This window comes from Pseudomonas sp. R4-35-07, from assembly GCF_003852235.1.
In the GTDB taxonomy this organism is placed as follows: Bacteria; Pseudomonadota; Gammaproteobacteria; order Pseudomonadales; family Pseudomonadaceae; genus Aquipseudomonas.
The window spans coordinates 1,567,460-1,591,620 of record NZ_CP027732.1 but is presented as its reverse complement, the minus strand read 5'-3'; the positions used below and the strand labels follow the sequence as shown (position 1 = coordinate 1,591,620).

Genomic DNA, 24,161 nt, shown 5'->3' with positions numbered 1-24,161 from the left:
ACGCCCCCAACCCCTCAGCGCTTATCCCCAAGCCCCCGCAACACCCGATCCGGCATCACCACCGCCGCCGCCAACCCCAACAACGACACCCCCGCACTCACCATCAACAAATGCCGAAACGTCACCGCCAACTCCCCCCGCAACGCATCCCGCGCCGCCCCAGGCGCAGCGTTAAGCCCATCAAGCAGCACATTGCCAGAGCCCCCCTCGCCCACCAACGCACCACTGGCCAAATGAACAAAACTCCCATCCTGCAACAACGCCAACAGCAACGCCGACATACACGCCACCCCCACCGCCCCACCCAGGGAGCGGAACAGGTTAGTCGTACTGGTCGCCACGCCAATATCACGCTGCTCCACCGAATTCTGCGTCCCCACCAACGAAGTCGGAAACTGCATCCCCGCAGCAATCCCGCACAGCAGCATGAACAATGACGTCAGCCCGACTGCCTCAGGCGCACTGTAGGCCATGCCGAAAATCGCCAAGGGACTCAACACCGCGCCACTGAGGATCATCGGTTTATAGCGGCCCGTCACCGACGTCATGCGCCCGGCGAAATAGGCGCCCATCGGCAACCCCATCGCCAGGGGCAGCAGATGCAGGGCCGCGCTGTCGGCACCGGCGCCGGTCACGGTCTGGTAACGCAGCGGCATCAGCACGGTCAGGGAAATCGCCTGGAAGCTGGTGATGAAAATCGTGCACCAGCACAACACCGCGCTGCGGTTGACGAACAGGTGCATGGGCAACAACGGCTCCGGCGCGCGGCGTTCATGCCATACAAACACGCTCAACGCCAACAGCGCACAGGCCAGCAGCCCGAGCACTTGATCGTCACGCCAAGCATGGCCCTGGCCGATTTGCGTGATACCGAGCAACAAAGCGGTCAAGCCGATGATCATCAGCACGGTGCCGAGGTAATCGATGATCGGCTTGCGTTGCGGCACCGGCAACCCCACGAGGGTGCGATGGGCCACGTACCAGGCAACTGCGCCCAACGGCAGGTTGATCAGGAACACCCAGCGCCAGGACAGGTATTGGGTCATATAACCGCCCAACACCGGCCCGGCGACGCTGGCTACTGCATACATGCTGCTGAAGTAGCCCTGGTAACGCCCACGCTCGCGGGGCGGGATGATGTCGCCGATGATCGCCTGGCTCACCGAGACCATCCCGCCGGCACCGATGCCCTGGAGAACCCGCGCCAGCACCAGTTGCTCCATGCTTTGCGCCATGCCACAGAACAGCGAGGCGACGGTGAACAGGCCCATGCCGATCAACATCATCGGCCGCCGCCCATACAGGTCGCCGAGTTTGCCGTAGATCGGCACCGCCACCGTCATCGCCACCATGTAGCCGGAGATCACCCAGGCCAGCAGGTTGACGTCATGAAATTGCGCAGAAATGGCCGGCATCGACACGGCGACGATGGTCTGGTCCAGCGCGCCAAGAAAGATCGCCAGCATCAGCGCGGCGAGGATGCTGCGCACGGCGGGAACGGTTGGAGTGGGCGGATTGAGAGCAGTCACGGCAGAACCTTCGAGCAGGGCCCGCAGGCAACGGCAGCTTGCGGGAATGCCGAATACGATAGCAGGCTATTCGATAGCTTCATAAGGAAGCCCGACGTAATTTTCCGCGATGGTCTTGCGCCCCGCCTCGGAGTTAATGAAGTAATCCAGCTCGCTCTCGGCAATGCGCTGGCTGAAGCCGTCCGCCTCGGGAAATTGATGCAGCATCGAGGTCATCCACCAGGAAAACCGTTCGGCCTTCCACACCCGCCGCAGGCAGATGGCGGAGTACCGCTCGAGCAACTCCACGCGCCCTTCGCGATAGACCTTGAGCAAGATCCGAAACAAGGTGTTCACATCACTGGCCGCCAGGTTCAAGCCCTTGGCGCCGGTGGGCGGCACGATGTGCGCGGCATCGCCGAGCAGGAACAGGCGCCCGTACTGCATCGGCTCCACCACAAAGCTGCGCAGCGGCGCGATGCTTTTTTCAAGGGACGGCCCGGTGACCAGCCGTTCAGCCAGGTCGGCGGGCAGGCGGGTTTTCAGCTCATCCCAGAAGCGCTCGTCCGACCAGTCGGCCAAAGGCTCCTGCGCGGGCACTTGCAAGTAGTAACGGCTGCGGGTCGGCGAACGCATGCTGCACAGCGCAAAGCCACGGGGATGCTTGGCGTACACCAGCTCCGGGTGCACCGGCGGCGTATCAACAAGCATGCCCAGCCAGCCGAACGGGTAGACGCGCTCGAACACCTGCAGCGCTTCGGGCGGAATCGACTGACGGGCCACGCCGTGAAAGCCATCACAACCGGCGATGTAATCGCACTCCAGGCGAAAGGCCTGGCCCTGATGCTCGAAGGTCAGCCAGGGACGCTCACTGTTCAGGTCATGGGGTTGTACGTTCGAGGCTTCATACAAGGTCATGGCGCCGGCTGCTGCACGGGCGGCCATGAGGTCGCGGGTGACTTCGGTCTGGCCGTAGATCATCACCGACTGGCCGCCGGTCAGGGTCTTGAGGTCGATGTGCGTGAGTCGGCCATCGCGCGCCAAGGCGAAACCGTCATGCACCAGGCCCTCGGCGTCCATACGTCGGCTGACACCGGCCTCGCGCAGCAGGTCGACCATGCCTTGCTCCAACACCCCGGCGCGGATGCGGCCTTGCACGTAATCGGCGGCCTGGCGCTCTAGGATCAGGGTCTGGATGCCAGCATTGTGCAGCAACTGGCCGAGCAGCAGTCCGGAAGGACCGGCGCCAATAATAGCGACTTGGGTTTTCAGCGTTTTCATTATTCTTATGGCCTGCAGGCTTCACCCGAACCGAACGAGTGAAAGAGTTGTCAGTGGACGTGTGGCTGACATTTTTCACTTGAGCGAGCAGCACAAGAAGGTGAAAACTGTTTCAAAGCCTGCGCTTTTTGCCAATCGGGGCGATTACCGACCACTTCCTGAGTATCGGATTGAAACCATGACCAACACCGCGATTCCGGTCTTCAAGCTTTACGGGGAAAGCCAACAGTGGCCGACCCCCGATTTGTTGCACTGCGAAACCATTTCCCGGCGCAGTCGGGAATACCAGTGGGAAATCCAACCCCACCGGCACGCGGATCTCTGCCAACTGCTGTACGTGCACAAAGGCCAGGCACACCTGGAAATCGAAGGCCAGCGCACCACCCTCAACGAAGCGAGCCTGCAGGTACTGCCGCCGCTGTGTGTGCACGGTTTTCGTTTTTCCGAAGATGTCGAAGGTTACGTGGTGACCCTGTCGGCGCCCCTGGTCAGCCACTTGCAGGCGCAACTGGGCAGCACGGTCGATGGCCTGCACGCCTTGGGCAACTACCCGGCGGGCAAGGACAGTGATTACCTCAACAACCTGTTCACCCGCTTGCAGGACGAGTACGCCGACGATCAACCGGCACGCGACATGATGATGCACGCCCTGGTCAGCGTGCTGCTGGTGTGGGTCAGCCGCCAGGCGATCCAGCGCCGCCACCCCAGGGTGCCACGCAGCCGTGAATATTTCCGACGCTTCACCCAGTTGGTCGAACAGCATTACCGCGAACACCCCAAGATTGAAGACCTGGCCCACAAGTTGGGCATCTCGGTCTCACACTTGAATGGGACGTGTCGGGAGTTGGGCGGGCAGCCAGCCTTGCAGATCATGCATGACCGCCAGTTGCTGGAGGCCAAGCGCCTGCTCACTTACACCAGCATGACGATCAATGAAATGTCGGAAGTGCTGGGGTTTTCCGACCCGACCAACTTCTCACGCTTGTTCCGCCGCAGGGTCGGATTCTCACCCAAAGCGTTTCGCGAGCAGCTGAAGGCCGATAGCCCGCAGCATTAAACATCGGCGGCGTGCAGCGTGTCCGGCATCAACGCAAGGCACTGAAACTGCCGCTGCGGGGCACACACATATCCTGATGGCAACTGATCGCAAAGGTGGGCTGCATGCGCGTCTGTTCCACGCGATACGCGGCCGTCCCGTACAGCGCGGTAGCCAATGCGCACAGGCTGAAAATCATCAGGTACTTTCTGGTTTTAATACTCATGACACACCTCTGAACAGATCTATACGGTGCTGTTTAAAGCATAGGTCAGTCCGGGCAAGTTGCCATGATTGCAGGCCATTCAGCCCGTTTATGTCGCCTCAGAGACCGACATCCCAAGCAGGCGCCTCGGGAAACCGCAACACCAGAAAATCCAGCAGGCTGCGCAACGCCGAGGGCATGTGCTTGCGCGAGGCGTACACCGCATAGATATTCATCTGCCGTGGCTCAGCCTCCGGCAGCAAGCGCACCAGTTCACCACTGCGGATCAGGTCGCCGGCCTGATAGCTGGGAAGCATCGCCACCCCAGCCCCAGCCAGCGTGACACGCAATAACGTACTGGCCTCGTTGGCGGTGATATTGCCGTGTACGGGCACCGACACATGCTCGCCGTTTTCCTCGAAATGCCACAGGTTCTTGCCGAAGTAGGAGTGGGTCAGGCAGTTGTGCCGGGCCAGGTCTTCGACTTTCTGCGGCGCCGGATGCACCTGCAGATAAGCCGGCGTGGCGCACACAACCGAGCGGCATACGGTCAGGCGCCGGGCGATCAGGTTCGGGTCCAGGTCGTTGCTGGTGCGGATCGCCAGGTCGATGCGCTCATCCACCAGGTTCACCGTGCGATCCAGCATCTGCAGGTCGACCGTCACCAACGGGTAGCGTTTGACGTACTCGGCAATGGCCGCGCCCAACTGCGCCTGGCCGAACGAGGTGCTGACACTCAAGCGCAGCAGGCCCCGCGGGGTCTCATCGGGCTCGCTGACGGCGGCCTGCATATCAGCGCACAGTTCCAGCAATTGCCGACAACGCGGCAGGGTTTCACTGCCGGCAGCCGTGAGACTGAGCTTGCGCGTGGTGCGGTGCAGCAGGCGCGCGCCGACCCAATCTTCCAGCTCGGCCAGATAGCGCGAGACCACTGGGCGCGACAGGTCCAGATGATCGGCGGCGGCAGATTGACTGCCCAGGTCCACCACGCTGACAAACACGCGCATTGCTTGAAGACGATCCATGATTTGCCCGATTTCAGAAACAAACTATGTCTCAGCATCGCATTTTTTGTGATGTTTTATGCAACTAAGCTCTGCGCATCCCTTACCGATGGCAGGAGCTGCCCGATGTTCTCGACCTTCAAACGCTTGACCCTGGCGACCGCCGCCCTGGCCTTCAGCGCCCACGCACTGGCGGCAGAGTTGAAACTCGAGGTATACAACCCCGGCGAAGCCGCGATTTTCCCGGTCAGCTCGGTGCTGGTCAGCGGTGCCAAGGACGCGATCCTAGTGGACGCACAATTCGGCAAGGGCCAGGCCGAGCAACTGGTGCAGAACATCCGCGCCAGCGGCAAACACCTGACCACCATCTACATCAGCCACGGCGACCCGGACTACTACTTCGGCCTCGACACGCTCACCGCCGCATTCCCCGAGGCGAAAGTGCTGGCGCCCCAACCGGTGGTCGACCATATCAACGCCACCGTCGCCGCCAAACTGGCGTTTTGGGGCCCGAAAATGGGCGCCAACAAACCGGCCAAGACCCTCGTGCCACAGGTGCTCGAAGGCCACAGCCTGACATTGGAAGGCCAGTCACTGGAAGTCATCGGCCTGGACGGCCCGCAGCCGGATCGCAGTTTTGTGTGGATTCCGTCGATCAAGGCCGTGGTCGGCGGCGTGGTGGTCGCGCAAAACATTCACCTGTGGATGGCTGACACCCAGACCCCGCAGTCCCACAAGGATTGGCTGGCCACTCTGCAACGTATTGAAGACTTGAAGCCGACCACCGTGATTCCGGGCCACTACCTGGGTACTCCATCGCCTGCCTCAGTCACCTTCACCGCCGACTACATCAAGGCCTTCGACATCGAAACCGCCAAGGCCAAGGATTCTGCCGCCCTGATCGCGGCGATGAAAAAGCGCTACCCGACCCTCGCCGACGAAGGCTCGCTGCAGTTGAGCGCCAAAGTCGCCAAGGGCGAAATGAAGTGGTAATTGGTTTTAAACCCTGACCTGACTGGAGAACGTCATGAGCAAGATCGCAATCATTGGTGCCACCGGCCGTGCCGGTAGCCAACTGCTGGAAGAAGCGCTGCGCCGTGGCCATACCGTCACTGCCGTCGCGCGCAATACCGACAAACTGGCCGTACGCCCTGGCATCACGGCCAAACGCGTCGATGCCCTGGACGCCGATGCCCTGCAACAGGCCGTAAGCGGCAGCGATGTGGTGATCAGTGCGGCGCACTTTGCCACCTTGCCTGCCAGCGCCGTGATCGGCCCGGTCAAAAAGGCCGGGGTCAAACGCCTGTTGGTGGTGGGTGGCGCCGGATCGCTGCTGCTGCCGGACGGCAGCCGGGTGATCGACAGCCCGGGCTTCCCGGCAGAATACAAAACTGAAGCCAGTGCGGGGGCTGAGTTCCTGGAAGCGCTGCGTCAGGAAAAGGAATTGGATTGGACCTTCCTGTCGCCGTCGGCCCTGTTCGATGGAACCGAGCGCACCGGTAAATTCCGCCTGGGCCAGGATGATCTGCTGGTCAGCAGTGACGGAACAAGCTCGATCAGTTTCGCCGACTACGCCATTGCCATGCTCGATGAAGTGGAAACCCCCAAGCACTCGCGCAAACGCTTCACCGTGGGCTACTGACACAACAGGGTCAAACTTGTGGGAGGGGGCTTGCTCCCGTAGCGCAGGTTCAGTTGGAGCCTCTTTAACTGATACACCGCTATCGGGAGCAAGCCCCCTCCCACATTGAATCCTCAGTGCTGTGGCCATTTGCGCAATTGGCTGGGGCATAAAGCATTTTTTCAATAGCCCCAACGACTTTCTCATTTGCCTGCCCTCGCCCACCCGTGGCCTGATTCGCCCTGGTTCATTCAAGGCAGGCCCATGGAAAACGTTCAGGCAAAACCCACCACCGCCGTGTGGCTGATGATCAGTGTGGTGCTGGTCGCCCTCAACCTGCGCCCGTCGATGGCGGCCGTGGGGCCTTTGTTGTCGTCGATTCGCGCTGAGGTGCCGCTGAATTTCAGCAGCGCGGCCTTGCTGACCATGCTGCCGGTGATGGGCATGGGCCTGGCGATGTTCTTTGGCATGGGCCTGGCCAGGCGCTTTGGCGAACACCGCAGTATCGTGGTGTCGTTGCTGGTGATCGGCGTGGCGACAGTGTCGCGGCTGTGGCTGGATTCGGCGCTGGAGCTGATTGTCAGCGCCATTGCTGCAGGCATCGGGATCGCGCTGATCCAGGCGTTGATGCCGGCGCTGATCAAGTCGCGCTTCAGCGCTGACGTTTCGTTGTTCATGGGCCTGTATGTCACCGCGATCATGGGCGGCGCGGCACTGGCCGCCTCGTTTGCGCCCTTTGTGCAAGTGCACACCGGCAGTTGGCGCATGGGTCTTGCGATATGGGCAGGGCTGGCGCTGCTGGGGCTGGTGTTCTGGTACGCCCAGCGCTCGGCGTTGCCGCCCTTGCCTCATGTCGACAGCGGCTCGCAGGCGTCGTTTTTCGGCAATCGCCGGGCCTGGTTGCTGGCGCTGTTTTTCGGCCTCGGCACGGCGTGCTACACCTGTGTGCTGGCGTGGCTGGCACCGTATTACGTCGAGCAGGGCTGGAGCGAACAGCAGGCCGGTTTGCTGCTGGGTCTGCTGACCGCCATGGAGGTCGTCTCCGGCCTGGCGACCCCCGCCATCGCCAATCGCCGCCGGGATAAACGCGGCGTGGTCGCGGTCTTGCTGGTGCTGATCATCATCGGTTTCTGCGGCCTGATCCTCAGCCCGCAGCACCTGAGCCTGGTGTGGCCGTGCCTGCTCGGCCTGGGAATCGGCGGCCTGTTTCCGATGAGTCTGATCCTGTCCCTCGACCACCTCGACAATCCGCGCCGTGCCGGTGGCCTGACCGCGTTCGTGCAGGGCGTCGGCTACCTGATCGCCGGCCTCTCGCCGCTGATCGCCGGGATGATCCGCGACCAATTGGGCAGCTTCGAATGGGCCTGGTGGTCATTGGCGGCCGTGGTGGTGGTGATGCTGCTGATGGTCACGCGCTTCAATCCCGCGCATTACGCGCGGCATATCCGCTGAGGTCGTGTTGTAAACACTTTTTGTCCCACCCAAAACATAGAAGAGTCCTACAGAGCTTTCTATTGGTACGAGCGTTCCGTTAACATTTTGCGCAGTCTTGTACTGAGTTCGGTACAAAGGGTTTTACGGACGGAACCGATGCTAAACAGTAACTTGCTCAGAAAGCTCGATATGCAGGACTTGATGGTGTTTATCGCTGTCTACGACCAGAGCAGCGTTACCGACGTGTCCGAAACGCTGTTCGTCAGCCAATCCACTGTGAGCTACAGCCTGAAGAAACTGCGCACCAGTTTCGAAGACGAGCTGTTTATCAACACCCGCGCGGGCATGCGTCCGACGTACAAGGCCACCACGATGTACGGCCATGTGCAGAAAATCCTCGAAAGCATCAACCTGTGCCACGCCGGGGGCCAGGCCTTCGACCCGACCCGCAAGGCCGTGACCTTCAATGTGTGCGCCCCGGAATACTTCGAACAGCTGATCCTGCCGCGCCTGCTGAAAAACTTCGACCGCGCCGACCTGCCGGTGATCGTCAACGTGCGCAAGCTGGAAGCCGAGATTCCCGCCGACGACTTGCGCGAAGGCCGCCTCGACCTGGTGATTTGCTTCGGCCCGAATTTTCATCGTGCCCATAAAGACTTCAAGACCCAAATGCTGCTCGAAGATGACCTGGTATGCGTCTTCGATAAACGCGCGGCGCCCCGGGAACCGGCATTCGGCCTGCAGGCCTTCGTCGAGCGGCGCCACGTGTTTCCCACGCCCTGGACGTCCGACACCAACATGATCGACGGCTGGCTGGCGCGCCAGGCCCACAAACGCCAGGTGATCGCGCGGGCCAACAGCTACAGCGCGGCGTTGAAGATGATCAGCGGCACCGACTTCATCGTGACCCTGCCCCGCCGCGTGCAAAAGCTGCTGGCATCGACTGCGGCGTACGGGTTTTGCGAAGCGCCGAATGGTCTGCCGGGCTTCACCCTGGATATGCAGTGGAATGAAACCAGCGAACAGGACAACGCCAATACCTGGTTTCGCGAGCAAGTGGTGAAGGTGTGTGAGGAGCAGTTGCAAGCGGCAAGTTAAAAGCGGCAAGAGGTGCCGGAGTGGCTGTCAGCTTGGCGCTTGCAGCTTGTCACTCCCTGCGGCTTCTTTGCGAAACGGTGAATCAGACTTGGACGCCGAGCCCTCGATCACTCATGAACGCCTCCAGCCGCGAGCGCATCCAGCGTTCTGCCGGGTCGGTGTCGACGTGGCTGAGCCAGACCATCGACAAGTCCAGGGTCGGCGTTTCAAATGGAAACGCCTCGCAGAACAGGTTCCCGCCGGCGGCCATGGCCTGGGCCGTGTAGTCCGGCAGGCTGGCGATCATATCGGTGCCGGCGAGCAGCGCCGGTAGCGAGCTGTATTGCGGCACCGACAGCACCACGTGCCGCTTGCGGCCGATCTCCGCCAGCCATTCATCGGCAAACCCGGCCACATTGGCGGTGTGGGACACCAGCACATGGGGCCGTGCGCAATATTCGTCGAGGGTCAGCGGTGTGTCGGATGCATCGGCGCGCAACAGGCAAGGCCGGATATGCCGCAACAGTTTACGCTTGGCATTCGCCGGCAGGCCGCGGGTCTGGGTGATGCCGACGGTGATATCGCCGGAGGCCAGCAGGTCGGGAATGCGCCAGTAATCCACATGCTGTACCACGAACACCACCTGCGGCGCCTCCTGGCGCAGAGCCCGCAGCAACGGCGGCAGCAGGCCGAATTCAACGTCATCGGACAGGCCGATACGAAAGGTCATGGTGCTGATGGACGGGTCGAAATCATGGGTCAGGCTCAGGGCCGACGACAGCGAATCCAAGGCCGGCGACAAGTGCTGGATGATTTCTTCGGCGCGCGCGGTGGGCTCCATGCGGTGGCCAACGCGAATGAACAACGGGTCATTGAACAAAGTGCGCAGACGATTGAGGGCCGAGCTGATGGTCGGCTGGCCGAGAAACAGCTTCTCCGCCACCCGGGTCACGTTGCGCTCAAGCATCAGCGCTTCGAAGACCACCATCAGGTTGATATCGGCCTTGCGTAATTCATTGCGATTCATCGGCGCCTGCCCCTTCCCCAAGACAAGCCGCAGTTTAGAAAGGCAACGGGGCGACGTCTATGTCGTTCGACGCATCGGGTTTCCAGAGTTGGGTCGCGTCGTTCCTGACATCAAGGTTTCAAAGGAAATTCCTGATCCCGCTCTGAAAGCTCAGTCCCATCGTCGGGATGCTTCCAGGTTTGCGGTTTTTCTTCCTCAGGTCGTTGCCGAGGCTGTTCACGCTCCGACTCATTGTGCTGTTTGTGTTCGTCACCCATAGCCACCTCCCATTCATAAGCATTGAACCCAGCTTCAAGCGTAGAACAGGACCGACAATTCCGACGGCTCTTTCGATTGATAGCCAAGACGCATCAATCTATCCAAATTTGTCACTTATCATTTCTAAATGTGTCAGCCACTATCCCAAGTCTTAAGCGAAACAAGCACTTTAAAAAGAACGCTGGAGACACAAAACCATGACTAGCCCTTCCCGGCCTGCGGCTGCTTCCTCGAAAGTAGGCGCCGTACTGCGCGTTACTTCGGGCAACTTTCTCGAACAGTTCGATTTCTTTCTGTTCGGTTTCTACGCCACCTACATCGCCGCTGCCTTCTTCCCCGCCGCCAATGAATTTGCATCATTAATGATGACCTTCGCCGTGTTCGGTGCAGGCTTCCTGATGCGGCCGTTGGGCGCGATCATCCTGGGTGCCTATATCGATGACGTGGGTCGGCGCAAAGGCTTGATCGTGACCCTGTCGATCATGGCCAGCGGCACGCTGTTGATCGTGCTGGTGCCCGGTTATCAGACCATTGGCCTGTGGGCACCGTTGCTGGTGCTGCTGGGTCGTTTGCTGCAGGGCTTCTCGGCCGGCGCGGAATTGGGCGGTGTGTCGGTGTACCTGTCCGAGATGGCCACCCCGGGCCGCAAGGGCTTCTATACCAGCTGGCAGTCGGGCAGCCAGCAGATCTCGATTGTGGTCGCGGCCGCACTGGGCTATGGCTTGAACGTATGGATGGAGCCGGCCGTGGTCGCCGACTGGGGCTGGCGCATTCCGTTCGCCGTCGGTTGTGTGATCATTCCGTTTATCTTCGTGCTGCGGCGCAACCTGCAGGAGACCGAAGAGTTCGCCAACCGCAAGCACCGCCCGACCATGCGTGAAGTGATGGCCACCCTGGTGAAAAACTGGACCGTGGTGATTGGCGGCATGCTGATGGTGGCCATGACCACCACCGCGTTCTACCTGATCACCGTGTATGCACCGACCTTCGGCAAGACCGTGCTGCAGCTGAGCACCTCCGACGCGCTGCTGGTGACGTTGCTGGTAGCGGTGTCGAACTTTGTCTGGCTGCCGATCGGCGGCACCCTGAGCGATCGCTTCGGTCGCAAGCCGGTGCTGGTCGCCATGACGGTGCTGACCGTTCTTACGGCTTATCCGGCGTTGTCCTACGTAGTCAACGCGCCAAGCTTTGCGCACATGTTGGAGACCCTGCTGTGGTTCTCCTTCCTCTACGGCATGTACAACGGCGCAATGATCCCGGCGCTGACTGAAATCATGCCGGTAGAAGTGCGCGTCGCAGGCTTCTCCCTGGCCTACAGCCTGGCAACTGCCGTGTTCGGTGGCTTCACGCCCGCGATCTCCACCTGGTTCATTCACATCACCGGAGATAAAGCGTCGCCGGCTTACTGGATGATATTCGCTGCGCTGTGTGCCCTGTGTTCTACCCTGGCGCTGTATCGCCGCGCCAATGCCCGTGGCCAGGTCATGCAGGGGGCCGCACAATGAAGCCGCTGTTCAAAACCCTCACGGCCGTAGTCCTCGGCGCCCTGGCGCTGTCAGCCCAGGCTGAGGAACTCAAGGTGATGACCTCCGGTGGTTTCACTGCCGCGTATAAATTGCTCGGCCCGCAATATGCCAAGCACAGCGGTGACACCCTCGACACCATCCTCGGCCCGTCCATGGGCAAGGCGCCAGAAGCGATTCCCAACCGCCTGGCCCGTGGCGAACACGCCGATGTGGTGATCATGGTCGGCTACGCCCTGGATGAGCTGATCAAACAAGGCAAGGTCGACCCCGCCTCCCGCGTGGAACTGGCGGATTCGCGGATTGGCTTAGTGGTGAAGGAAGGCGCGGTCAAACCATCGATTGGCACCGATGCCGAACTCAAGGCAGTGCTGAGCAAGGCCAAGTCAGTGGCGTATTCGGACAGCGCCAGCGGTGTGTATGTCGAGAAGGAGCTGTTCCAAAAGCTCGGCATGCCCGCCAAGGGCACTATGATCGAACGCGTGCCGGTGGGCGAACAGGTCGCCAAGGGTGACTACGAAGTCGGCTTGCAGCAGGTGGCGGAACTATTGCCGGTCAAGGGCGTGACGTTTGTAGGTAAAATCCCGGAGGACGTGCAGTCCGTTACGCGTTTTGCAGCGGGCATTCCGGTAAACGCCGAACATCCGCAAGAGGCCAAGGCGCTGCTGCAGTTCATGGCGTCGCCCGAAGCCCAACCGGTGGTGCAGTCCACCGGACTGGACTCGGTGTCACGCTGACCGAAACGGCATCTCCCGCACCAACCGCTCCAACTCCAGCGCCGCCGGCGGCAATGTCCGCCCGCGGCGCTTGATCAAGCCCACATTGCGCATCACCTGCGGTTCCACCAGCGGCACACTCACCAGGATCGGGTGTTCGCACGCCGGCATCGCAATCGACGGCACCATCGCCACGCCCAACCCCGCCTCCACCAACCCGATCATGGTAGTCACATGGTGGGTCTCGCAGATACTCGGCTTTTTCACACGCACGCCGCGCAGGGCCTGGTCCAGCAGGAAGCGGTTGCCCGAGGTTTTGTCCACCGTGATGTAGTCATGCTCATAGGCTTCGGTCCACGTCACGCTCTCACGCGCGGCCAACGGATGGTCACGACGACAGGCCAGCACATAGCGCTCCTGCAGCAACAACTCGAACTCCACTTCATCGGCCAGGCTGCCGCTGAAACTCACGCCAAAATCCGCCTCGCCACTCTCCACCGCATTGCATACCTCACCGGCACTGGCATCCAGCACCCGCAGGCGAATTTTCGGATACAGCTTGTGGAATTCGGAGATGACGTGCGGCATGAAGTAATACGCGGTGGACGGCACACAGGCGATGGTGACGTTGCCCATGCGCGTGGACGCGACGTTACTGATGCCCATCAAGGCGATGTCGAGGTCGTCGAGCATGCGTTCGACCTGGGGCAGGAACGCCCGCCCGACCATGGTCAGGCTGACCCGCCGCGTGGTGCGTTCGAACAGTTTTACATCCAGGGCTGACTCAAGCTTTTCTATGCGCCGGCTGAGCGCGGGTTGCGAGATTCGGATGGCCTCGGCAGCACCGCGAAAACTGCCCTTGTCTACCACGGCGCGGAAGGCTTGGAGGTCGTTGAGGTCGAAGTTGATGATCACGGGAGGCAGGCCAAAGTGGTCGGGTGGCGGGCATTATCGTATGGGAGCCGGTGGGATGCCATGCGTGCCGGGCGGGTTGGCTGAGATAACTCTGTTACATATATGAAGTCATACATATCAGCAGGTTATCGGCGTCCCAAGACCACGCAATCGCCAAAACGGGTCAATACTTTCGGCCTGACCTACACAACGGGAGAGGCAACACCGCATGGAAACCTATCACTTCTGGATGGACGACGAGACGCCGGATATCGGCATCGATCAGCTGCTTCTTGCATCGCGTCAATGGTCGAGTAGGATTGAATCCTACTCACCTCTGGCGGACATCCAAATGCGCTCAACCCAGCAAATGAGCATTACGTTGCCAATTGAAATGGCTGCCCTGGTCAAAGCCAAGGTGGCTGCCGGCGAATATGCCAGCGAAAGTGAAGTGATTCGCGATGGACTGCGCGTGCTGCTGGCACGTGACCGTGCCATGGACGACTGGCTGAGGGATGAAGTCATTCCTGCAGCGACCGCCCTCGAGGCTGAGCCTGAGCTCGGGCTATCCGCTGAACAGGTCCGCGAACACATGGCAGTCAAACGTCAGCGCAAAGGCACAGGGAAAGCGTGAGCTACTCGGTAGTCTTTTCGCCTGAAGCCCTGGCGCAACTCGATGCCCTCGAAGACTACATCAGCGATGTCGGCTCCCGGACTGTGGCTGGGCGTTTTGTCGACAATCTCGTCAGCTACTGTGAAAACCTTGCCCTGTTTCCCTTGCGTGGCTTGCGCCGTGACGACCTGCTGACAGGCTTGCGCATCACCCATTATCGTCGCACCACCCTCATTGCTTTCAGGGTGAGGGCTGGCTGCGAAACGGTATCGATAGTGGGGATATTTTACGGCGGGCAAGACTACACGGCGCTGTTGCAGGGAGATGAGAGTTAACGTCCAACACTGGATAAAACAGCCTGCTGAAAACGGGTCAGCAGGCTTTTAGTATTTCTTCTTGCGGATTGAATAAGTGCACGCCTCGTCACATCGATGGCACTGATGATTACTATCGAAACGAGCGCCTGCCCGATTGCCCACACTGCTTTCTATAATCCCTTCCAAATTCCCTCCCCCGCCTGGCTTCAGGCGACATTCCTCTTGGAACCCAATTCATGCCAAGCGCGAGCCAGGCCCCTAGCGGGCTTCCCGAACATAACCAACAAAGTGTCAAACAGCAGTGGCTGGCGATTCTCTCGGTCGCCGTGGGCGCTTTCGCCCTGGTCACCAGCGAATTTCTCCCGGTGGGCGTGCTCAATGATGTCGCCAGCGACCTGGGTATCAGCGCCGGTCACGCCGGGCTGATGGTGACCCTGCCCGGCATCATGGCCGCGCTTGCCGCGCCGTTTCTGTCGGTCAGCATCGGCACCATGGACCGTCGCTATCTGCTGATCGGCCTGACGCTGGTGATGATCATCGCCAACTCGGTGGTGGCTTTCGCCAGTGATTTCAACCTGTTGCTGTTCGGGCGTGTACTGCTCGGCATCAGCATTGGTGGCTTCTGGGCCACGGCCATTGCGCTCAGCGGGAGGCTGGCGCCCAAGGGTGTGGGCGTGGCGAAAGCCACCTCGATCATCATGATGGGCGTGACCCTGGCCACCGTACTGGGCGTGCCTGTCGGCACCTGGCTCAGCGGCCTGATGGGCTGGCGCATGACCTTCCTGGTCACCGCACTGGTGGGCATTCCGGTGTTGCTGGCGCAGGTTTTCCTGCTGCCCCGACTCACCCCGGAAAAAGCCATTCAGATCCGCGACCTGCCGGCCTTGTTCATCAACCCCCAAGCTCGGGTCGGGTTGATCGCCGTACTGCTGATCGGCCTGGCACACTTTGCCGCGTACACCTATGTCGCGCCGTTTTTCAAACACAGTTCAGGCTTTGACGGCCCGACGATTGGCTCACTGTTGCTGCTGTATGGCGTGGCTGGCGTGATGGGTAATGTCTTCGCTGGCTTCGCCGCCAACCGCAGCGTCCGCAACACCCTGCTGTTGGTCGCGCTGATGATCGGTACCAGCACCGCGCTCTTCCCCTACTTCGCCACCGGCATGACCGGCGCCGCGATGCTGATAGCCCTTTGGGGCTTCGCCTTCGGTGCTTTCCCTGCCTGCGCCAGCATCTGGATGTTTGTCGTGGCACCCAAGGACGTGGAGCGCGGCATGCCACTGTTTGTCGCGCTGTTTCAGGTGATCATTGCCCTGGGCTCGTTCTTTGGTGGGCGAATTGTCGATCAGATGGGTAGCTCGGTGTTGTTGAGCCTGGCGACGGTGTTGGTAGGATGTGGTTTTGCGACGGTATTGGTGCTGGGACGCAAGGTGAGTAATAGCCTGGTGGCGCAGCCGGCCTGACCGGGTTGAGACCGCGAAAAAGCCTGCTGAGCGTGAGTTCAGCAGGCTTTTTCATTTTGAGCGTGGATGATTATTGAACATGCTTATTGAAAAGCCTGGTAATGAGAATTCCCAGCGCAAGACGGGCGTGCGTAATTCCTTGGACTAGCCTGAGAAGGTCGCTGGTGTGGCGACATACTTTCAGGGAGCTTATATGCCAACAAGATATCGAGATGCCGTCACAGGGGAATATGTAACTGCGGACGAGGCGAAGAAGAGGCCACGGGAAACGGTGCGGGAAACCGATAAAAAGTCGTCAGCAGAATCAAAGGGTAAAAAGCCGAAGCTTCAGGCGCCGCACTTTGTAGACGAACGGAGGCGATTGCCTTCCACGCCCGATCTGGTGACTGAGGATTAGCTGCCGGCTACACGGGCGCGGAAACGCATTATGGAGCGTCTTTCGAAGCGGGCGGCTGGCCCGAATCCCTGGTTAAAACATGTGAACTGAATGCCAGAAAATCGCCTAGGTGTTTAGTAATGATGGCAACCGTGATCGGCAATTGAAGCGTCTGATACTCATGCACTGCGATGTTGCGGAAACCGACCATATTTTTCAGGTTGGTCAACAAAGAAGGATTCACCCATCCGCCCTGTGCCAGCAATTCGAACACATCACGAGCGCCCTGGGGAACGCCCAGGCGCTCACGACGGATCAGATGCTGCCCCATGTCCAGCGCGGCCTCGCAGGCGCGCTGAATATTGAGAATGGCCGCATCCTGACGGGTAAAATCGGTGGCGAAACTGGCAGGATCTTTTTCGTATTCCTCGCGAGCTCGAGCAACACAACGCTCGATGCTGGCAGCCTTGTTAATGAGTACATCATCGACCATATACCGTCCCGTCCTTATGAATGTCGACTAGCAGCTCAGCCCTGGCAGAATCCAACGCGGTTTTCTCGCTGAGAATATAGCTTTCAAAAATACCAGCCTGACTGTCCCTACTCCAGAGTCGACGCCCAGTCATTATGACTTGGTATTGCATGACCGTCGAAGCCGCACGCAAGTCCAGCAAATCAACAGGGACTCTGACGATATCCGCCAACTCTCCGGATAGACGCCACAAGTGCAGTGGGTCAATGCTCCCCTCAATCAGCGCAGCCAAGTCAAGATCGCTGTCAGCATTGGCCTCGCCCGTCACCTGGCTACCAAAGACGTACACCGCCAACAGGCCTGGAAGATTAGCCTGTAAATGTGTGAGCACTTTTTCAAAATTCATGATCGACCCACATTGTCATCAGGTGATGATGACCGTAGCAGAATTCATCTGAGCATTTCTGCCGCAAAAACAAAAACCCCCAACAACATCAAAGTTATTGGGGGTTTTCGTTTATAAATAATGGCGGAGAGATAGGGATTCGAACCCTAGGTACCGGTGAAGGTACAACGGATTTCGAATCCGTCCCATTCGGCCACTCTGGCATCTCTCCAACGGCGCGCATCATAACAGCCTGTTTCGTGGAAGCAAAGCTCTGTTGAGATTTTTTTCCGTGCTATCAGATGCTTGCGTCGATTACAGCGGTACGCCGAGACGATTGGCGACTTCTTCGTAGGCTTCGATGACGTCACCGAGGCCCTGACGGAAGCGGTCTTTGTCCATCTTCTTCTTGGTGTCCTTGTCCCACAGGCGGCAGCCGTCAGGGCTGAATTCGTCGCCCAGGACGATGGAGCCGTCGTGGAACACGCCGAATTCGAGTTTGAAGTCCACCAGCAAGAGGCCGGCGTCGTCGAACAGTTTGCTCAGCACGTCGTTGACCTTGAGGGACAACTCTTTCATGCGCGCCAATTGTTCAGCAGTGCCCCAGCCGAAGGCCACGACGTGGGATTCGTTGATGAACGGGTCGCCCTTGGCGTCGTCCTTCAGGAACAGTTCGAAGGTGTAGGGATTGAGCTTGAGGCCCTCTTCCACGCCCAGGCGCTTGACCAGGCTGCCGGCAGCGTAATTACGCACGACGCATTCGACGGGAATCATGTCGAGCTTCTTGACCAGGCACTCATTGTCGCCCAGCAGTTTGTCGAATTGGGTCGGAATACCGGCCTCTTCGAGTTTCTGCATGATGAAAGCGTTGAACTTGTTGTTCACCATACCCTTGCGATCAAGCTGCTCGATGCGCTTACCGTCGAACGCCGAGGTGTCGTTGCGAAACAGCAGGATCAGGCGGTTGGCGTCGTCGGTCTTGTATACCGACTTGGCTTTGCCGCGGTAGAGTTCTTCACGTTTTTCCATGATGGGCTCCGCTTTGAGTGAGGTGGGCTAGGCGATATGTCGCCAGTCGAGCCCTGAATCTTGATCGGCCAGTTGCAGCCAGTCCGGGTCGCACCCGAGGGTGTCGACAAAACATTGCCGGGCAAGCGTCGGCAGGTTGTTCTTGCTGCTCAGGTGGGCCAGGACCAGGTGTTGCAGGTCTTGCCAGCCCAACTCATACACCAGGTACGCCGCCTGATGGTTGTTCAAATGTCCCAGTTCGCCGCCCACCCGCTGCTTGAGAAAGTAGGGGTAATGACCGCGAGCCAGCAGGTCTCGGCAGTGATTGGACTCGATCATCAAGGCATCGAGGTCGCGGTAACCGTCCAGCACCTTGGCGCAGTAGGAACCCAGGTCGGTGAGCACACCGAAGCGCCGCTCGCCGTCACTGAATACATATTGCGTGGGTTCCTGGGCATCGTGAGCGACCGCGACAACACTGATGCTCAGGGCACCGATCTGCAGTTGCTCGCCTCCCGCCAGGAAACCTGCGGGTTCAACGGGTTTGCGCATCCCACGCAACGTGCCGCGACTCAGATACACCGGAAGATTGTAGCGCCGAGACAGCAAACCCACGCCATGCACGTGATCGGCATGTTCGTGGGTCACCAGAATCGCGCTCAGCTGCGCGGGGTGAACCCCCAGGCGCAGCAGGCGCCGCTCGGTTTCTCTTAACGAGAAACCACAATCCACCAGTACGTACGTGTCGTCGTGGGCGACCAGCGTGCCGTTCCCTTGGCTACCGCTACCGAGAACAGCAAAACGCATCGGATCAGCCCAGGTTGTCCTGAATCACGCCCAACACCTTGCGCGCTGTTTCAGCTGGCGCGACGGTGTTGATGTTCTTCTCGACCGTGACTTGCACGCTCTCGCCAACCTTGCTCAAACGAACCTGGTAACGCTCGGCGCGGGTCTCGACTTCTTCCTTGGTCGGCTGGCTGCCGAACAATTTGCCGAAGAAACCTGGCTCGTCGTCTTTTTTCTCGGCCTTTTCAGCAACGTTGATGTAGTACAGGCCCAGGCTGCGGTTGATGTCTTCAACGCGCCAAGGACCCTGCTCCAGCGCGCGACCGACGCTGGCCCAGGCACGATCCAGGTCTTCACCCAGGTTCAGCACCACGTTGCCGCTGCCATCTTCGGTAAGGCTGACGCGGCTCGGTGTGTCGTAATCGCGTGCGGCGAGCAGGGAAACCGAGCCGCCCTTCTCGGAGATACGGCTCATGCTGGCCAGCATCTCGTCGACCAGCGCGGCGTCGACACCGGTATTGACCGAGCGGTTGGTGAAATCGACGTTGGCGGTGCTGCCGGCAGGACGCTCGGCGCTGACCACATAGACTTCACTGGTATTGCGCTGCACGCCTGGCTCGATGCGCACTCGCACACGGGCTTCATTATCGGCGGCTACACCACTGGCCTGCAGACGCTGGGCCATGTTGGCGGACAGTTCGCTGCCGCGCTGCCAGGCCGTGGTGAACTCACCGGTCTGCGGACGCTGTTGGTCGAGACGGAAACCGTTGTCCTGGAAGAACTGCACGGCCACCGGCCAGACTTCGGCGGGTGGGCGCTGAGCCACGATCCAGCGGTTGTCGCCACTCTTCTGCAGGCTGTAGTCGCTGGCATCGGCCACCGCCGTGATCGGTTGCGGGCGTGGCACCACGTATTCGCCCTTGACGGTGTCATCGGCGACATTGCGCGGAATAGGCAGCAGCGGGTCGAGGCGCTTGGCGACGCTCACGTCAGGCGGCAGTTGCATCGGTTTGGTTGCTTGCGCTTCCAGGTAATCGCTACCGCGGTCACGGAAGTAGCCTTCCGGGCCCCATACCCAACCGCAGCCACTGGTGCTGGAGATAATCAAGGCAAGTGCGGAAAGTCCGGCCAATCGCTTCATGCGTAGTGCTTCCTCAATTAAACCAGGACGCCGGACTGGCGCAGGGCCTGTCGCAGCGGTTCGTGACAGGCTTCGCTGAGCCGGGTGAGCGGCAGACGGATACCGTCCGGCATCAGGCCCATCTCAAACAGCGCCCACTTCACGGGAATAGGGTTGGATTCGATAAACAGTGTCTTGTTGAGCGGCATCAGCTTCTCGTGGATCGCACGTGCGGTCGTGGCGTCACCGGCAATGGCGGCGGCGCACATTTCGCTCATGGCGCGCGGGGCGACGTTGGCGGTCACGGAAATGTTGCCCTTGCCGCCCAGCAGCATCAGCTCGACCGCGGTGGCGTCGTCACCGGAATACACCAGGAAATCGCTGCTCACGCCGGCAAGGATGTCCTTGGCGCGCTGCAGGTCGCCGGTGGCTTCCTTGATACCGATGATGTTCGGCACGGTGGACAGGCGGATCACCGTCTCGGCTTTCATATCGCACGCAGTGCGGCCGGGTACGTTGTAGAGGATCTGCGGGATGTCGACAGCTTCGGCAATGGTGCGAAAGTGCTGGTACAGGCCTTCCTGAGTCGGCTTGTTGTAATACGGAGTCACCAGCAGGCACGCATCGGCGCCGGCCTTCTTGGCGTTTTTGGTCAGCTCGATCGCTTCACGCGTCGAGTTGGCGCCGGTACCGGCGATCACGGCGATGCGGCCCGCAACGCGCTTGACCACGAACTCGATCACCTGGATGTGCTCTTCCACATCGAGGGTGGCCGATTCACCTGTGGTGCCGACCGCTACGATGGCGTTGGTGCCTTCTTGCAGGTGGAAGTCCACCAGTTTGCCCAGGCTGTCCCAGTCGAGATGACCTTGTGCATCCATGGGTGTGACCAGTGCCACCATACTGCCCGCAATCATGCAACCGCTCCTGCCGGAAAAAGAGAGCCGTAATGGTACTGGCGCCAAGATGCTTGTACAAGCGAAGTACCGTGCGAGGATGCGTTCTGGCGTAACTAAACGACGGGCAATGCCATCATTGGACCAAAGCACCGCGTGAAGCACGCCGTTCATGTAATGAAAACGCCACCTCCTAGCCCTTGGCGATGGTTTTCGCTACCCTTCATCCTTTGATCGATACAGCTCTGACGGTATCGACCGCTCATCGCTTTAGGAAGGCTGCATGTCCACCCCCACAGTTCGCGAACAATTCCTTGTTATCAGTGCCCTCGGCGCCAACCCCATGGAGCTGACCAACGTCCTGTGCCGCGCCAGCCATGAAAACCGCTGCGCCGTTGTGACCTCGCGCCTGACCCGCCATGGCGAGTGCAGTGCGCTGGTGCTGCAGATTTCCGGCAGTTGGGACGCCTTGGCGCGCCTGGAGACCGGCCTGCCTGGCCTGGCCAAGAAGCACGACTTCACCGTTAACGTGGTGCGCAGCGCAGCCCTGGAAAATCGCCCGCAGGCCCTGCCTTATGTGGCGTATGTCAGCTCGGCCTACCGCTCGGACATTGTCAACGAGCTGTGCCAGTTCTTTATCGACCACAACGTCGAGTTGGAGAACCTGACCTGCGACACCTACCAGGCGCCACAAACCGGCGGCACCATGCTCAACGCCACCTTCACCGTGACCTTGCCGGCCGGCGTGCAGATCAGCTGGTTGCGCGACCAGTTCCTGGACTTCGCCGACGCCTTGAACCTTGACGCCCTGATCGAGCCGTGGCGCCCACAGAACCCCATGTAAGGACGTACCCATGCCGGTAGCCATCGACACACCCGTCGCCGACTTCGAAGCCCAGGCCACCAGCGGCCAGACCTTCAGCCTTGCGGCCCTCAAGGGCAAGCAAGTGGTGCTCTATTTCTACCCGAAAGACAGCACCCCAGGCTGTACCACCCAGGGCCAGGGTTTCCGCGACCAATACGCTGCATTCCAAGCCGCCAATACCGAAGTGTTTGGCGTGTCGCGCGACAGCGTGAAATCCCATGAGAACTTCAAGAGTAAGCAGGCGTTTCCGTTCGAGCTGATCAGTGACAAGGACGAAGCGGTGTGCCAGCTGTTTAATGTGATCAAGCTGAAGAAGCTGTACGGCAAGGAATACCTGGGGGTGGATCGCAGCACCTTTCTGATCGACAGCGAAGGTGTGCTCCGTCAGGAATGGCGCGGCGTGAAAGTGCCAGGGCATGTGGACGCGGTCTTGGCGGCGGCGCAGGCGCTGAACAAGCGCTGATCTTCAGCCCATAAAGCCATCAGGCTTTGCGCAACCAATAACGGTACACACCTGCCGCTTCTTCCTCTTGGACCAGCGTGTGGCCCGCCAGCTTGGCAAAGGTGCGGAAGTCGCGCTGGGAGCCTGCGTCCGTGGCGGTCACTTTGAGTACAGCCCCGCTGGCCAGTCGATTGAGCTCCAGCTTGGCCTTGAGCAAGGGCAGCGGACAGTTGAGGCCGCTGGCGTCGAGTTCGGCGTCAAAGGCTACAGCGTCGGTCATGGTGTTACTCCAGGCAAACATTTGAGCTGCTTAGAATATCTGGTCCGAAGCTCAGTGTCCGGCTACAGTAAGCTCTTTGTCGAAAGGCTTTGTGCATGACTTTCCTGCGCCCTACCCTGCTGACGCTGGCCTGCCTGCTGACCTCCCCGGCCTTCGCTGACGAGCTGCCCTCACTTGGCGACGCCAGTTCTGCCATTGTCTCGCCGCAACAGGAATATCAACTGGGCCGCGCCTGGCTGGCCTACCTACGCGGCCAGGTCTCGCAACTCAACGACCCGCAGCTCAAGGACTACGTCGAAACCAGCGTGTACAAGCTGGTGGAGACCAGCCAGGTCAATGACCGGCGCCTGGAATTCATCCTGATCAACAGCCCACAACTCAACGCCTTCGCCGCACCCGGCGGGATCGTCGGGGTCAATGGCGGCTTGTTCCTCAATGCCCAGACCGAAGGTGAATACGCATCGGTGCTGGCCCACGAATTGGCGCATTTGTCCCAGCGCCACTTTGCTCGAGGCGTGGAAGCGCAGTCGCGCATGCAGATCCCGATGATGGCTGCCCTGCTCGGCGGCATCATTGCTGCCGCAGCCGGCGCTGGCGATGCAGGCATTGCCGCGATTGCCGGCTCCCAGGCCGCCGCGATCCAGGAGCAGCGTCGATTCTCTCGGCAGAATGAACAGGAGGCCGACCGTATCGGTATCCTCAACCTGGAGAAAGCCGGCTACGACCCGCGCTCCATGCCCACCATGTTCGAGCGCCTGATGCGCCAGTACCGCTTCGACGCGAAGCCGCCGGAATTTCTGTTGACGCACCCGGTGACGGAATCGCGGATCGCCGACACCCGCAACCGCGCCGAGCAGGCCAAACCCGGCGGAAAGGAAGACAGCCTGCGCTATCAGTTAATCCGCGCTCGGGTGCAATTGAAGTACGAAGACACCCCAGGCCTCGCCGCCAAGCGCTTCCAGGCGCAGTTGGACGAGAACCCGAAGAACGATGTGGCGCGTTATGGCCTGGCCATCGCCCAGATCAAGGGCACCCAGCTCAAGGAAGCACGGGAGAGCCTGGCACCGCTGCTGGCCAAAGCGCCCAACGACATCACCTACAACCTGGCGCAGATCGAGCTGGACATCACCAGCAATCGCATGCCAGACGCACAACAACGCACTGACCGCATGCTTGCCCAGTACCCCAGCAACTACCCGCTGAACCAGGTACGCGTAGATCTGCTGCTCAAGCAGAATCGCACCGCTGATGCAGAGAAAGCCCTGGATGGCTTGCTCAAGTCCCGCCCGGATGATCCGGACGTGTGGTATCAGGTCGCCGAGACCCGTGGGTTGTCGGGCAATATCATCGGCCTGCACCAGGCACGCGCCGAATATTTCGCGCTGGTGGGCGACTTCCAGCAAGCCATCCAGCAACTGGACTTTGCCAAGCGCCGCGCAGGCAATAATTTTCCACTGTCCTCGCGGATCGATGCACGCCAGCGCGAGCTGATCGAACAGGAACGTCTGGTGAAAGGGATGATGAGCTAAACCCATCGCCCACAAAAAAGCCCCG

At 60.2% G+C, this 24,161-nt stretch carries 26 protein-coding genes and 1 tRNA gene; 13 read left to right on the top strand and 14 right to left on the bottom strand.

Annotated features, from left to right (window positions below):
• Positions 1-14 precede the first annotated feature (14 nt).
• Positions 15-1,529 (bottom strand): MDR family MFS transporter, encoded by a 1,515-nt coding sequence (locus tag C4J89_RS07255; RefSeq protein WP_256681783.1) that lies wholly within the window; start codon positions 1,527-1,529, stop codon positions 15-17.
• Positions 1,530-1,595: 66 nt separating this feature from the next.
• Positions 1,596-2,780, bottom strand: coding sequence for a 4-hydroxybenzoate 3-monooxygenase (pobA, locus tag C4J89_RS07250; protein WP_177413026.1), 1,185 nt, complete (start codon positions 2,778-2,780; stop codon positions 1,596-1,598).
• Between the two features lie 187 nt (positions 2,781-2,967).
• Here pobA and C4J89_RS07245 point away from each other — a divergent pair, with 187 nt between their 5' ends.
• Positions 2,968-3,846 carry a helix-turn-helix domain-containing protein gene (locus tag C4J89_RS07245; protein WP_124361755.1) on the top strand — a complete coding sequence of 293 codons (879 nt, stop codon included), beginning with the start codon at positions 2,968-2,970 and terminating at the stop codon, positions 3,844-3,846.
• A 28-nt stretch (positions 3,847-3,874) separates the two neighbouring features.
• On the opposite strand, the gene C4J89_RS26880 is transcribed toward C4J89_RS07245, so the two are convergent.
• On the bottom strand, positions 3,875-4,051 hold the full coding sequence (locus C4J89_RS26880; RefSeq protein WP_164484515.1) for a hypothetical protein: 177 nt from the start codon (positions 4,049-4,051) through the stop codon (positions 3,875-3,877).
• Between the two features lie 98 nt (positions 4,052-4,149).
• Positions 4,150-5,055 carry a LysR family transcriptional regulator gene (locus tag C4J89_RS07240; protein WP_124366233.1) on the bottom strand — a complete coding sequence of 302 codons (906 nt, stop codon included), beginning with the start codon at positions 5,053-5,055 and terminating at the stop codon, positions 4,150-4,152.
• Between the two features lie 105 nt (positions 5,056-5,160).
• On the opposite strand from C4J89_RS07240, the gene C4J89_RS07235 reads away from it, so the two are divergent.
• From C4J89_RS07235 to C4J89_RS07220, 4 genes are all read left to right on the top strand, one after another.
• Positions 5,161-6,027, top strand: coding sequence for an MBL fold metallo-hydrolase (locus C4J89_RS07235; RefSeq protein ID WP_124414100.1), 867 nt, complete (start codon positions 5,161-5,163; stop codon positions 6,025-6,027).
• 34 nt (positions 6,028-6,061) lie between these two features.
• Entirely contained in the window at positions 6,062-6,676 is a 615-nt protein-coding gene (locus C4J89_RS07230) for an NAD(P)-dependent oxidoreductase (protein ID WP_124414099.1), read from the top strand.
• 243 nt (positions 6,677-6,919) lie between these two features.
• Positions 6,920-8,107 (top strand): cyanate transporter, encoded by a 1,188-nt coding sequence (locus tag C4J89_RS07225; RefSeq protein ID WP_124414098.1) that lies wholly within the window; start codon positions 6,920-6,922, stop codon positions 8,105-8,107.
• 138 nt (positions 8,108-8,245) lie between these two features.
• Positions 8,246-9,187 (top strand): LysR family transcriptional regulator, encoded by a 942-nt coding sequence (locus C4J89_RS07220; RefSeq protein ID WP_124406538.1) that lies wholly within the window; start codon positions 8,246-8,248, stop codon positions 9,185-9,187.
• Between the two features lie 82 nt (positions 9,188-9,269).
• Here the strand turns inward: C4J89_RS07220 and C4J89_RS07215 are convergent, their stop codons facing one another.
• A complete protein-coding gene (locus C4J89_RS07215) occupies positions 9,270-10,193 on the bottom strand; it encodes a LysR substrate-binding domain-containing protein (protein ID WP_124361748.1) in 924 nt (307 codons plus the stop codon).
• Positions 10,194-10,648: 455 nt separating this feature from the next.
• On the opposite strand from C4J89_RS07215, the gene C4J89_RS07210 reads away from it, so the two are divergent.
• Together C4J89_RS07210 and C4J89_RS07205 are read left to right on the top strand one after the other, a co-directional pair.
• On the top strand, positions 10,649-11,956 hold the full coding sequence (locus C4J89_RS07210; RefSeq protein WP_124369999.1) for an MFS transporter: 1,308 nt from the start codon (positions 10,649-10,651) through the stop codon (positions 11,954-11,956).
• Positions 11,953-12,711 (top strand): substrate-binding domain-containing protein, encoded by a 759-nt coding sequence (locus C4J89_RS07205; RefSeq protein WP_124414097.1) that lies wholly within the window; start codon positions 11,953-11,955, stop codon positions 12,709-12,711. Before C4J89_RS07210 ends, C4J89_RS07205 begins: the two co-directional genes overlap by 4 nt.
• Here C4J89_RS07205 and C4J89_RS07200 read toward each other — a convergent pair.
• Positions 12,703-13,605, bottom strand: a complete 903-nt coding sequence (locus tag C4J89_RS07200) for a LysR family transcriptional regulator (protein ID WP_065886461.1) — start codon at positions 13,603-13,605, stop codon at positions 12,703-12,705. The genes C4J89_RS07205 and C4J89_RS07200 overlap by 9 nt on opposite strands.
• Before the next feature lie 331 nt (positions 13,606-13,936).
• On the opposite strand from C4J89_RS07200, the gene C4J89_RS07195 reads away from it, so the two are divergent.
• From C4J89_RS07195 to C4J89_RS07185, 3 genes are all read left to right on the top strand, one after another.
• Positions 13,937-14,218: a type II toxin-antitoxin system ParD family antitoxin gene (locus tag C4J89_RS07195; protein WP_177412848.1), complete on the top strand. Its 282-nt coding sequence runs from the start codon at positions 13,937-13,939 to the stop codon at positions 14,216-14,218.
• Positions 14,215-14,532, top strand: a complete 318-nt coding sequence (locus C4J89_RS07190) for a type II toxin-antitoxin system RelE/ParE family toxin (RefSeq protein ID WP_124414096.1) — start codon at positions 14,215-14,217, stop codon at positions 14,530-14,532. Before C4J89_RS07195 ends, C4J89_RS07190 begins: the two co-directional genes overlap by 4 nt.
• 218 nt (positions 14,533-14,750) lie before the next feature.
• A complete protein-coding gene (locus C4J89_RS07185; protein WP_124361743.1) occupies positions 14,751-15,977 on the top strand; it encodes an MFS transporter in 1,227 nt (408 codons plus the stop codon).
• A gap of 425 nt (positions 15,978-16,402) precedes the next feature.
• Here the strand turns inward: C4J89_RS07185 and C4J89_RS07175 are convergent, their stop codons facing one another.
• From C4J89_RS07175 to dapA, 7 genes are all read right to left on the bottom strand, one after another.
• Positions 16,403-16,846 (bottom strand): DUF86 domain-containing protein, encoded by a 444-nt coding sequence (locus C4J89_RS07175; protein ID WP_124414095.1) that lies wholly within the window; start codon positions 16,844-16,846, stop codon positions 16,403-16,405.
• Entirely contained in the window at positions 16,836-17,231 is a 396-nt protein-coding gene (locus tag C4J89_RS07170) for a nucleotidyltransferase domain-containing protein (protein ID WP_124414094.1), read from the bottom strand. The genes C4J89_RS07175 and C4J89_RS07170 overlap by 11 nt, the downstream gene beginning before the upstream one ends.
• A gap of 121 nt (positions 17,232-17,352) precedes the next feature.
• Positions 17,353-17,442 (bottom strand) — tRNA-Ser (locus C4J89_RS07165).
• An 83-nt stretch (positions 17,443-17,525) separates the two neighbouring features.
• Positions 17,526-18,239 carry a phosphoribosylaminoimidazolesuccinocarboxamide synthase gene (gene purC, locus C4J89_RS07160; RefSeq protein ID WP_003172493.1) on the bottom strand — a complete coding sequence of 238 codons (714 nt, stop codon included), beginning with the start codon at positions 18,237-18,239 and terminating at the stop codon, positions 17,526-17,528.
• A gap of 27 nt (positions 18,240-18,266) precedes the next feature.
• Positions 18,267-19,025: an MBL fold metallo-hydrolase gene (locus C4J89_RS07155; protein ID WP_124369961.1), complete on the bottom strand. Its 759-nt coding sequence runs from the start codon at positions 19,023-19,025 to the stop codon at positions 18,267-18,269.
• Positions 19,026-19,029: 4 nt separating this feature from the next.
• Entirely contained in the window at positions 19,030-20,145 is a 1,116-nt protein-coding gene (bamC, locus tag C4J89_RS07150; protein WP_124361739.1) for an outer membrane protein assembly factor BamC, read from the bottom strand.
• Positions 20,146-20,162: 17 nt separating this feature from the next.
• Positions 20,163-21,041 (bottom strand): 4-hydroxy-tetrahydrodipicolinate synthase, encoded by an 879-nt coding sequence (gene dapA, locus C4J89_RS07145; RefSeq protein WP_124361738.1) that lies wholly within the window; start codon positions 21,039-21,041, stop codon positions 20,163-20,165.
• A 262-nt stretch (positions 21,042-21,303) separates the two neighbouring features.
• Between dapA and C4J89_RS07140 the strand changes: the two genes are divergently transcribed.
• Positions 21,304-21,864 carry a glycine cleavage system protein R gene (locus C4J89_RS07140; RefSeq protein ID WP_003189463.1) on the top strand — a complete coding sequence of 187 codons (561 nt, stop codon included), beginning with the start codon at positions 21,304-21,306 and terminating at the stop codon, positions 21,862-21,864.
• 10 nt (positions 21,865-21,874) lie between these two features.
• Positions 21,875-22,348 carry a peroxiredoxin gene (locus tag C4J89_RS07135; protein WP_124414093.1) on the top strand — a complete coding sequence of 158 codons (474 nt, stop codon included), beginning with the start codon at positions 21,875-21,877 and terminating at the stop codon, positions 22,346-22,348.
• 19 nt (positions 22,349-22,367) lie between these two features.
• Here the strand turns inward: C4J89_RS07135 and C4J89_RS07130 are convergent, their stop codons facing one another.
• Complete coding sequence (locus C4J89_RS07130) at positions 22,368-22,607, bottom strand: sulfurtransferase TusA family protein (RefSeq protein ID WP_124361736.1); 240 nt, start codon at positions 22,605-22,607, stop codon at positions 22,368-22,370.
• Positions 22,608-22,702: 95 nt separating this feature from the next.
• Here C4J89_RS07130 and C4J89_RS07125 point away from each other — a divergent pair, with 95 nt between their 5' ends.
• Positions 22,703-24,136, top strand: coding sequence for a M48 family metalloprotease (locus C4J89_RS07125; protein WP_124414092.1), 1,434 nt, complete (start codon positions 22,703-22,705; stop codon positions 24,134-24,136).
• Positions 24,137-24,161: the final 25 nt, after the last annotated feature.

Bases quoted from the DNA above. Each gene is read 5' to 3' on its own strand.
- C4J89_RS07125 (WP_124414092.1), top strand. From the start codon at position 22,703: ATGACTTTCCTGCGCCCTACCCTGCTGACGCTGGCCTGCCTGCTGACC.
- bamC (WP_124361739.1), bottom strand. From the start codon at position 20,145: ATGAAGCGATTGGCCGGACTTTCCGCACTTGCCTTGATTATCTCCAGC.
- C4J89_RS07210 (WP_124369999.1), top strand. From the start codon at position 10,649: ATGACTAGCCCTTCCCGGCCTGCGGCTGCTTCCTCGAAAGTAGGCGCC.
- purC (WP_003172493.1), bottom strand. From the start codon at position 18,239: ATGGAAAAACGTGAAGAACTCTACCGCGGCAAAGCCAAGTCGGTATAC.
- C4J89_RS07135 (WP_124414093.1), top strand. From the start codon at position 21,875: ATGCCGGTAGCCATCGACACACCCGTCGCCGACTTCGAAGCCCAGGCC.
- dapA (WP_124361738.1), bottom strand. From the start codon at position 21,041: ATGATTGCGGGCAGTATGGTGGCACTGGTCACACCCATGGATGCACAA.
- C4J89_RS07240 (WP_124366233.1), bottom strand. From the start codon at position 5,055: ATGGATCGTCTTCAAGCAATGCGCGTGTTTGTCAGCGTGGTGGACCTG.
- C4J89_RS26880 (WP_164484515.1), bottom strand. From the start codon at position 4,051: ATGAGTATTAAAACCAGAAAGTACCTGATGATTTTCAGCCTGTGCGCA.
- C4J89_RS07205 (WP_124414097.1), top strand. From the start codon at position 11,953: ATGAAGCCGCTGTTCAAAACCCTCACGGCCGTAGTCCTCGGCGCCCTG.
- C4J89_RS07215 (WP_124361748.1), bottom strand. From the start codon at position 10,193: ATGAATCGCAATGAATTACGCAAGGCCGATATCAACCTGATGGTGGTC.
- C4J89_RS07225 (WP_124414098.1), top strand. From the start codon at position 6,920: ATGGAAAACGTTCAGGCAAAACCCACCACCGCCGTGTGGCTGATGATC.
- C4J89_RS07195 (WP_177412848.1), top strand. From the start codon at position 13,937: ATGCGCTCAACCCAGCAAATGAGCATTACGTTGCCAATTGAAATGGCT.
- C4J89_RS07175 (WP_124414095.1), bottom strand. From the start codon at position 16,846: ATGGTCGATGATGTACTCATTAACAAGGCTGCCAGCATCGAGCGTTGT.
- C4J89_RS07130 (WP_124361736.1), bottom strand. From the start codon at position 22,607: ATGACCGACGCTGTAGCCTTTGACGCCGAACTCGACGCCAGCGGCCTC.
- C4J89_RS07245 (WP_124361755.1), top strand. From the start codon at position 2,968: ATGACCAACACCGCGATTCCGGTCTTCAAGCTTTACGGGGAAAGCCAA.
- C4J89_RS07185 (WP_124361743.1), top strand. From the start codon at position 14,751: ATGCCAAGCGCGAGCCAGGCCCCTAGCGGGCTTCCCGAACATAACCAA.
- C4J89_RS07140 (WP_003189463.1), top strand. From the start codon at position 21,304: ATGTCCACCCCCACAGTTCGCGAACAATTCCTTGTTATCAGTGCCCTC.
- C4J89_RS07155 (WP_124369961.1), bottom strand. From the start codon at position 19,025: ATGCGTTTTGCTGTTCTCGGTAGCGGTAGCCAAGGGAACGGCACGCTG.
- C4J89_RS07220 (WP_124406538.1), top strand. From the start codon at position 8,246: ATGCTAAACAGTAACTTGCTCAGAAAGCTCGATATGCAGGACTTGATG.
- C4J89_RS07230 (WP_124414099.1), top strand. From the start codon at position 6,062: ATGAGCAAGATCGCAATCATTGGTGCCACCGGCCGTGCCGGTAGCCAA.
- C4J89_RS07170 (WP_124414094.1), bottom strand. From the start codon at position 17,231: ATGAATTTTGAAAAAGTGCTCACACATTTACAGGCTAATCTTCCAGGC.
- C4J89_RS07235 (WP_124414100.1), top strand. From the start codon at position 5,161: ATGTTCTCGACCTTCAAACGCTTGACCCTGGCGACCGCCGCCCTGGCC.